The 7066-nt window shown below is 51.4% G+C and carries 6 protein-coding genes; 5 read left to right on the top strand and 1 reads right to left on the bottom strand.

The features are described from left to right. The first annotated feature begins 132 nt into the window (after positions 1 to 132). Positions 133 to 1038 carry an OmpG family monomeric porin gene (locus tag BZK42_RS24465; RefSeq protein ID WP_046274545.1) on the top strand — a complete coding sequence of 302 codons (906 nt, stop codon included), beginning with the start codon at positions 133 to 135 and terminating at the stop codon, positions 1036 to 1038. Between the two features lie 29 nt (positions 1039 to 1067). On the opposite strand, the gene BZK42_RS24460 is transcribed toward BZK42_RS24465, so the two are convergent. Continuing rightward, positions 1068 to 2078 carry a LacI family DNA-binding transcriptional regulator gene (locus tag BZK42_RS24460; RefSeq protein ID WP_016153217.1) on the bottom strand — a complete coding sequence of 337 codons (1011 nt, stop codon included), beginning with the start codon at positions 2076 to 2078 and terminating at the stop codon, positions 1068 to 1070. Between the two features lie 228 nt (positions 2079 to 2306). On the opposite strand from BZK42_RS24460, the gene pspE reads away from it, so the two are divergent. From pspE to tyrR, 4 genes are all read left to right on the top strand, one after another. Beyond that, the gene (gene pspE, locus BZK42_RS24455; protein ID WP_016153216.1) at positions 2307 to 2624 is read left to right on the top strand and encodes a thiosulfate sulfurtransferase PspE; all 318 of its coding nucleotides are present in this window, start codon (positions 2307 to 2309) and stop codon (positions 2622 to 2624) included. A 142-nt stretch (positions 2625 to 2766) separates the two neighbouring features. Then, the gene (locus BZK42_RS24450; RefSeq protein WP_080860675.1) at positions 2767 to 4164 is read left to right on the top strand and encodes a YcjX family GTP-binding protein; all 1398 of its coding nucleotides are present in this window, start codon (positions 2767 to 2769) and stop codon (positions 4162 to 4164) included. Next, positions 4161 to 5222, top strand: a complete 1062-nt coding sequence (locus tag BZK42_RS24445; RefSeq protein WP_080860672.1) for a YcjF family protein — start codon at positions 4161 to 4163, stop codon at positions 5220 to 5222. Before BZK42_RS24450 ends, BZK42_RS24445 begins: the two co-directional genes overlap by 4 nt. A 147-nt stretch (positions 5223 to 5369) precedes the next feature. Next, positions 5370 to 6914: a transcriptional regulator TyrR gene (gene tyrR / locus BZK42_RS24440; RefSeq protein WP_016153213.1), complete on the top strand. Its 1545-nt coding sequence runs from the start codon at positions 5370 to 5372 to the stop codon at positions 6912 to 6914. Positions 6915 to 7066 lie beyond the last annotated feature (152 nt).

Genomic DNA, 7066 nt, shown 5'->3' with positions numbered 1-7066 from the left:
AGGTGCGGATACGCGGATCTTATCGAGGCCCGCAGCGCAGGCTGCAATAAGGTCGAATATAAAACTGCAACTGATCTCATTCGTTTTTTGTATTCCGGTACTTCGCAAACGGGAAGTGCTCATATAATAATAATGAAAACCCTACTGTCCGCTACTGCGCTGATTATGAGCGCAGGAATGGCCTGCGCGCAGGCTGCTGAAAATAATGACTGGCACTTTAATATTGGTGCTATGTACGAAATAGAAAACGTTGAAGGTCAGGGCGAGGATATGGATGGACTGGCTGAGCCGTCCGTCTATTTCAACGCCTCTAATGGGCCGTGGAAAATATCGCTGGCCTATTATCAGGAAGGACCGGTTGATTACAGCGATGGTAAGCGTGGTACCTGGTTTGATCGCCCAGAACTGGAAGTCCGCTATCAATTCCTGGAAAGTGAAGATGTTAATTTCGGTTTGACCGGTGGCTTCCGTAATTACGGTTATCACTATGTCAATGAACCAGGAAACGACACCGCCAATATGCAGCGCTGGAAAGTTCAGCCGGATTGGGATGTTAAACTGACCGACGACCTGCGCTTTAGCGGTTGGCTGTCGATGTATCAATTCGTTAATGATTTGAATACTACAGGCTACTCCGATAGTCGTGTCGAAAGCGAGACCGGTCTGAATTACAGGTTTAACGAAACGGTGGGCTTAACGGTCAACTATTACCTTGAGCGCGGCTTTAATCTGGCTGATTCGCGCAATAATGGTGAGTTCTCAACCCAGGAAATTCGTGCATATTTACCGTTGTCTTTAGGCAATACCACCCTGACGCCGTATACCCGTCTGGGGCTTGATCGCTGGTCAAACTGGGACTGGCGAGATGATCCGGAACGTGAAGGCCATAATTTCAATCGTCTCGGTTTACTGTATGCATATGATTTCCAGAATGGTTTATCAATGTCACTGGAGTATGCCTATGAGTGGGAAGATCACGACGAAGGCGAAAGCGACAGATTCCATTATGCTGGTATAGGCGTGAACTACGCATTCTAAAATATACTGGGGCATTTATGCCCCAGTTTTTACACCAGTGAGTCGGCCAGCGATATTTGTGTGCTCACCGTGATATTTTGTAATCCTTTCTCGCCCGCAATCAGGTTAAATAATAAATTACAGCTTTGTTCACCCAACTGCTGGGTAGGCACATCAATTCCCCCAGGAACGGGCGTGAGCATAAAAGACAACAGCTCATTACTGTAGCCCACAACGGCAAGTTGTTGTGGGATGGTTATATTTTTCTCAGCCGCCACGCGATATAAGCTCATTAATTTCAAGCTGTCGGTGGCAAATACGGCGTCGGGTAACGGCTGCTGACTCAGTAATTTTCGCGAAGCAAGCAGGGCTGTTTCATGGGTATAGCCCCCGTCAACAATCCATTCATCGCGCATTTTAATATTATGCGCCTGAAGGCTGGCTTTATATCCGTTAACGCGATCGATAGAAACATGAACATCAAGCGGCGCGTGCAAACAGGCTATATTACGGTGTCCACTCTCAATCAGCGCATCAGTTAGCGTAATGCTGTCGCGATAATTATCTGTGTCTACAGAATAGACATTGGCGTAGTCGCCTTCAACCTTTCCAATAACCACGACCGGTACGTTGTATTTATCCAGCCTCGCAAAAAAAGATTCATCGGCGGGAGAGCTCAGCATAATGATACCTTTGATCAATTTCTGCTTAATTTTGCTCTCACATTTTTGTAAATCATCTTCAGTGCTTCGCGACGTCTGTAATATGACATCAAAACCGACCTCTTCAGCCTTGGCAGTAATAGCATGCAGCACTTCAGAGAAAAACGGATTACCGGCGGTTGTTTTTGCTGAACGGGTAGATATCACCATTATTGCATCAAACCCGGAAGAGGTGAGGGCGCGAGCAAGTTTATTGGGCTGATACTGTAACTCATCAATAGCACGCAGCACTTTTTCAAGCGCTTCCGGCGAGATATTGGTTTGCTTATTAAGCACGCGCGACACCGTGGATTTTGATACGCCAGCGGCTCGTGCAATATCATAAATGGTAGGAGACATAGATCCCAAGCTCCGTCCGAGAGTCAATGGCGAACATATTATGGAGTTAATTGGCGAATGACAACAATATCGGAATGCGGGCAGAAAAATCAAAAAACTAACCGCAGTATGCGCAACCAGAGGAAGTCTCGTCCACGGGTGCAGAGGGTGATAATGCGATCGCAATATTTTCTTAAGAACTGGCGTATAGTGTGTTGGTTAAATCCAACTATCAGTCAGGAAGATATTATGTTGAAAAAAGGCGTATTAGCGTTGGCACTGGTCATCGGCATGCCGGTTTTTGCAGCCGAGCACTGGATTGATGTTCGCGTTCCTGAACAGTATCAACAGCAGCATATTCAGGGGGCGGTCAACATTCCATTAAAAGAGATGAAGGCGCGTATCGCTGCTGAAGTTCCTGATAAGACCGACACCGTGAAGCTGTACTGCAACTCCGGGCGTCAATCGGGGCAGGCGAAGGATATGTTGACGGAAATGGGCTACACGCAGGTGACCAACGAAGGTGGCATCAATCAGATAGCGCTTCCTAAAGTAGAGAATCAATAAACCGCCCGCATTCCTTCTGCTCCAGGCGGTAAGAATAATGCCGCCTGTTACAGCTCAGGTAGTTGATAAGTAAGAATTGACCCCTATCTTTACTTCCTGTTTGTTATAATTTCTTCAGTTCCTTCAGCAAAACGGGATGGCGATGAAGCGACTTAAAAATGAACTCAATTCGCTGGTTAATCGCGGCGTAGACCGTCATTTGCGCCTGGCTGTCACCGGACTTAGCCGTAGCGGTAAGACGGCGTTTATCACCGCGATGGTAAACCAGTTACTCAATATTCATGCCGGTGCGCGTCTGCCGTTGCTCAGTTGCGTGCGCGAAGAGCGTCTGCTCGGCGTTAAACGGGTTCCACAACGCGATTTTGGTATTCCGCGTTTTACCTATGATGAGGGACTGGCGCAGCTGTATGGCTCTCCGCCGACCTGGCCGACACCTACGCGCGGTGTGAGTGAAATACGGCTCGCGCTGCGCTACAAATCCAATGATTCTTTACTGCGCCACTTTAAAGACACCTCCACGCTGTACCTGGAAATCGTCGATTATCCGGGGGAGTGGCTGCTCGATTTACCGATGCTGGCCCAGGATTATCTCAGCTGGTCGCGGCAAATGACCGGATTATTACAGGGACAGCGGGGCGAATGGTCGGCAAGATGGCGGCAGTTATGCCAGGGGTTGGATCCGCTGGCGCCTGCTGATGAAAACCGTCTGGCGGAAATCGCTGCCGCCTGGACGGAGTATCTGCACCAGTGCAAGCAGCAGGGACTGCATTTTATTCAGCCGGGCCGTTTTGTTCTGCCCGGAGATATGGCGGGCGCGCCTGCGCTGCAGTTCTTCCCGTGGCCGGACGTTGATGCCTGGGGGGAATCGAAGCTGGCGCAGGCAGACAAACACACCAATGCGGGCATGTTACGCGACAGGTTTAATTATTACTGTGAAAAAGTCGTGAAGGGATTTTATAAGAATCACTTCCTGCGCTTTGACCGTCAGATTGTGCTGGTCGATTGTCTGCAACCGCTCAACAGCGGGCCACAGGCGTTTAATGACATGCGTCTGGCGCTCACCCAACTGATGCAAAGTTTCCATTATGGACAGCGCACGCTGTTTCGTCGGCTGTTTTCCCCGGTGATCGACAAACTGCTGTTTGCCGCCACCAAAGCCGACCACGTCACGGTCGATCAGCACGCCAATATGGTGTCGTTATTGCAGCAGTTGATCCAGGACGCCTGGCAAAACGCTGCGTTCGAAGGTATCAGCATGGATTGTCTGGGACTGGCATCAGTACAGGCAACCACCAGCGGCCTGATCGATGTGAAAGGCGAAAAGATCCCGGCGCTGCGTGGTCATCGTCTGAGCGATGGTGAACCGCTAACCGTTTATCCGGGGGAAGTGCCCGCGCGTTTACCTGGACAAGCATTCTGGGACAGCCAGGGCTTTCAGTTTGAATCGTTTCGCCCGCAGGTTATGGATGTTGAAAAACCCTTACCGCATATTCGTCTTGATGCCGCGATGGAGTTTTTAATAGGAGATAAATTGCGATGAGCGAGCCGTTAAAACCGCGTATCGATTTCTCAGGTCCGCTGGACGTGGAACAAAACGCGGCGTTTAAAGCGCAGCAGATGTTCAATGAAACAGAGGCGCAGACTTTTTCTCCGGCGACAGTGGAGGAACCTCTGCAAGACGAAGGTCAGGCTGAGGCCGTCATTGATGCGGCCCTACGCCCCAAACGCAGTTTGTGGCGCAAAATGGTGATGGGCGGGTTGGCGCTGTTTGGCGCGAGCGTTGTCGCTCAGGGCGTACAATGGACCATAAATGCCTGGCAAACTCAGGACTGGGTCGCGCTGGGAGGATGTGCCGCTGGCGCATTGATTATCGGCGCAGGTGTCGGATCGGTTGCGACCGAGTGGCGTCGGCTATGGCGTTTGCGCCAGCGTGCGCATGAGCGTGATGAAGCGCGAGATCTGCTCCACAGCCATGGAACCGGAAAAGGTCGTGCATTTTGTGAAAAGCTGGCGCAGCAGGCGGGTATCGATCAGTCCCATCCGGCGCTACAGCGCTGGTATGCCTCAATTCATGAAACGCAGAACGATCGCGAAGTCGTCAGCCTGTATGCCCATCTTGTGCAGCCGGTGCTGGACGCGCAGGCCCGACGTGAGATTAGCCGTTCAGCGGCGGAGTCCACGCTGATGATTGCCGTCAGTCCGCTGGCATTGGTGGATATGGCGTTTATTGCCTGGCGAAACCTGCGGCTGATTAATCGCATCGCATCGCTGTATGGCATTGAACTCGGTTATTACAGCCGCCTGCGTTTGTTCCGCCTGGTGCTGCTAAATATCGCTTTTGCCGGGGCCAGTGAGCTGGTGCGGGAAGTGGGAATGGACTGGATGTCGCAGGATTTAGCCGCCCGCTTATCGACGCGTGCCGCGCAGGGTATTGGCGCGGGGTTATTAACGGCGCGTCTGGGTATTAAAGCCATGGAACTTTGCCGACCGCTACCGTGGATCGATGACGATAAGCCACGATTGGGCGATTTTCGCCGTCAACTGATTGGTCAGGTGAAAGAAACCTTACAAAAGAACAAATCTCCGCGCGAAAGTTAGCTAAAAATTGGGCGCCAGTCGTTTAACTTTACGTCCCGGCGCCTGATTTTCCAGCGAGCTGTCAATATTTGTTGACAGAGTTCTTCCTGCAAACCCAATACTGTCTTATCATTTAATACATAATCCCTTGTCCAGGTGAAGGTTCCTATGCGTTTGGAAGTCTTTTGTGAAGACCGACTTGGTCTGACCCGCGAATTGCTCGATTTACTGGTGCTGAGAAGCATTGATTTACGCGGTATCGAGATTGACCCCATCGGGCGGATTTACCTCAATTTTGCGGAACTGGAGTTCACCAACTTCAGTAGCCTGATGGCTGAAATCCGCCGTATTTCAGGAGTTACGGATGTGCGTACCGTGCCCTGGATGCCTTCCGAACGAGAACATCTTGCGTTGAGTGCGCTGCTTGAGGCGTTACCAGAACCGGTCCTTTCTCTGGATATGAAAAGCAAAATCGAGATGGCGAACCCTGCGAGCTGTCAGCTTTTCGCGCACACTCAGGATCGGATGCGCAATCATACCGCCGCCCAGTTAATCAATGGGTTTAACTTCCAGCGCTGGCTCGAAAGCAATCCGCAGGATTCTCATAGCGAGCATGTCGTAATTAACGGACAGAACTTCCTGATGGAGATTACGCCTGTCCATTTGCAGGGTGAAAATCAGGAGCAGATGCTGACTGGTGCTGTTGTCATGCTGCGCTCCACCATCCGGATGGGGCGTCAGCTGCAAAATATGACTACGCAGGATCTGAGCGCGTTTAGCCAGATTATTGCCGTCAGCGCCAAAATGAAACACGTAGTGGAACAGGCGCGTAAGTTGGCGACACTGAGTGCGCCGCTGCTGATTACCGGTAATACCGGCACCGGCAAAGATCTCTTTGCCCATGCCTGCCACCTGGCAAGCCCGCGTGCGTCGAAGCCGTATCTGGCGCTGAACTGCGCGTCAATTCCTGAAGATGCAGTCGAAAGTGAGTTGTTTGGCCATGCCCCGGAAGGCAAAAAAGGCTTCTTTGAGCAGGCGAATGGCGGCTCGGTTCTGTTAGATGAAATTGGCGAAATGTCGCCGCGTATGCAGACCAAATTGCTGCGTTTTCTCAATGACGGCACGTTCCGCCGTGTGGGAGAAGATCACGAAGTTCATGTTGATGTCCGCGTGATTTGCGCGACGCAAAAGAACCTTGTGGAAATGGTGCAGAAAGGGCTTTTCCGTGAAGATCTCTATTATCGACTGAATGTACTGACGCTAAATCTGCCGCCGCTACGCGATTGCCCGCAGGATATTATGCCGCTTACCGAACTGTTTGTGGCGCGCTTCGCCGACGAGCAGGGCGTGCCGCGTCCGAAGTTGTCTGCCGATCTCAGCACGGTGTTAACCCGCTACGGTTGGCCGGGCAACGTGCGTCAGCTTAAAAATGCCATCTACCGGGCGCTGACCCAGCTTGAAGGCTATGAGCTGCGGCCGCAGGATATTTTACTGCCGGATTACGATGCGGCAACGGTTGCGGTCGGAGAAGAGGTGATGGAAGGATCGCTGGATGAAATTACCAGCCGCTTTGAACGCTCTGTGCTGACGCAGCTTTATATGAATTATCCCAGCACGCGCAAACTGGCCAAGCGCCTCGGCGTTTCGCACACCGCGATTGCCAACAAATTGCGTGAATACGGCCTGAGCCAGCAGAAAAAAAGCGAAGAGTAACGCGGTAAATGAAAATGCCTCCTGGCCGGAGTAATGCTTGTCAGTTAAGCATTATGGAGAACATGTGATTTCGGCTCAGGGTTCCGTTCACCTCAGTGGTATCACTTTTCTGAAGCGCAGATATCTGTGAACGTGCAAGGGAGGCTCACCGC

Origin of the sequence: Citrobacter braakii (assembly GCF_002075345.1) — a bacterium.
In the GTDB taxonomy this organism is placed as follows: Bacteria; Pseudomonadota; Gammaproteobacteria; order Enterobacterales; family Enterobacteriaceae; genus Citrobacter; species Citrobacter braakii.
This window is presented reverse-complemented; position numbering and strand designations above follow the sequence as displayed.

Bases quoted from the DNA above. Each gene is read 5' to 3' on its own strand.
- BZK42_RS24465 (WP_046274545.1), top strand. From the start codon at position 133: ATGAAAACCCTACTGTCCGCTACTGCGCTGATTATGAGCGCAGGAATG.
- BZK42_RS24460 (WP_016153217.1), bottom strand. From the start codon at position 2,078: ATGTCTCCTACCATTTATGATATTGCACGAGCCGCTGGCGTATCAAAA.
- pspE (WP_016153216.1), top strand. From the start codon at position 2,307: ATGTTGAAAAAAGGCGTATTAGCGTTGGCACTGGTCATCGGCATGCCG.
- BZK42_RS24450 (WP_080860675.1), top strand. From the start codon at position 2,767: ATGAAGCGACTTAAAAATGAACTCAATTCGCTGGTTAATCGCGGCGTA.
- BZK42_RS24445 (WP_080860672.1), top strand. From the start codon at position 4,161: ATGAGCGAGCCGTTAAAACCGCGTATCGATTTCTCAGGTCCGCTGGAC.
- tyrR (WP_016153213.1), top strand. From the start codon at position 5,370: ATGCGTTTGGAAGTCTTTTGTGAAGACCGACTTGGTCTGACCCGCGAA.